This is a genomic window from Burkholderia sp. 9779_493, from assembly GCF_015712215.1.
Taxonomy (GTDB): Bacteria; Pseudomonadota; Gammaproteobacteria; order Burkholderiales; family Burkholderiaceae; genus Burkholderia; species Burkholderia cenocepacia.
Map to the genome: position 1 here is coordinate 1 of NZ_JACCQA010000097.1, position 1,389 is coordinate 1,389.

Genomic DNA, 1,389 nt, shown 5'->3' on the forward strand with positions numbered 1-1,389 from the left:
TGCATGTGCCGGTAGGCTACTGATGACGGAACATCAGGTTCCTCGTCGGGGTTGCCCCCGTTGGAACAATTACTCAGGCGACTTCACGTCGCACGCGTTTGATGAACTCGGACGGCTGGTAGCCGCCTTCGCCAAAGCCGAACTCCATGTTGGCCATCGCACGTTCCATGCGGGTGGCCTGACGGTCGGAAAACACCAGCTCGCCGTTGCCGTCCATGAGATTGATGAACTCATGGATGTTGTCGCCGAGCATCGAGGCCAGGAAGCCGTCTCCGAACTTCTGCATCAGCTTCTGCGCGGTGACTGCCCCGATGGTCGGGATGCGCTTCAAGGCTTTCAGCACGGCCGAGGACTGGTCGTTGCCGGACAGGCTGCGTGGGCGGATCAGCGTCCACAGGGGCGCTGCGCAATGGCTGCACTTCCTGCGGTACTCCTCGGCTTCAAGCGCGACCGGGTTGACCGGCTCGCCGTCGAGGTCGGTGATGACCGTGCCGCAGTCCGGGCAGGCCGCCACGTCGCCGTGGCGGGTGCGCCGCTGGGTGAAGACAGGCTTCCAGTGGAACCCCATTCGCATCCTGACGCGCCCCAGGACAAAGAACTCCTGGCCGGTCGGCTGCACACCCAACTGCTCGCGCAGCTTGATGAGCTTGACCAAGGTATCGGGGCCGTTGAGCACCCAGACCTTCGCGCCCGCTACTGTCTCCTGGATCTCGCGCCGCCACTTGTAAACAAGGTGCGGGGGCGAGAGAACCAAGGTCCGGCGGTAGCCTTCGGCGTTGAGCACAGCGGCCGTGGCGATGCCGACGGTCGTCTTGCCGCAGCCCATCTCGCCATTGACGATCGCGGCGCGCTCGCCACGGTCAATCAGCAGCTCCGCGGCGGCGTGGACGACTTCGGCCTGGGCCTGGAATAGCTTGCGCTTGAGGCTGGCGACGATGAGCTGGCGATGTGCTTGCGGTTGGCCGGTATAGACCGGCGGGTTGGCGCTGTTGAGGGCGTCGAGCAGTTCGTCGCCGAACTCGCCGACGAAATCCTGAAGGCTCAGGGTCAGAGGGGAGGATTCCGCGTCGAGCAGTTCGCCCTGTACGGGCGCGGCTTCAGCGGCATTGGTTTCGAGATCGAGGGACATGGTGATGCTCCAAAGAAAAAGGGGCATGCACCACCCCCAGCGGGGCAGTGGCATGCCCCGTGGTGGGAAGTAAATCGACGCGTGGCCGACGGTGGTTGAAGGTGCTGGCCTGGGTGGCCAGCGGCTGAACCGTGCTTGTATGTTCAGTACTGACCAGTACGGTAAAGTCTGGTGGTAGCCAGACGAGACCGTGCAGTTTGCCCCGCGCTTGGGTGTTGGAGCCCGTGACTGAGTACAAAACGCACGGTTGCCGTGCTGGT

General features: G+C 63.6%; 1 pseudogene. It reads right to left on the reverse strand.

Annotation, left to right across the window (positions count from 1 at the left end):
• Positions 1 to 94: 94 nt before the first annotated feature.
• A pseudogene (locus H0X95_RS35645) lies at positions 95 to 1,129 on the reverse strand (DEAD/DEAH box helicase); the annotation flags it as partial.
• Positions 1,130 to 1,389 lie beyond the last annotated feature (260 nt).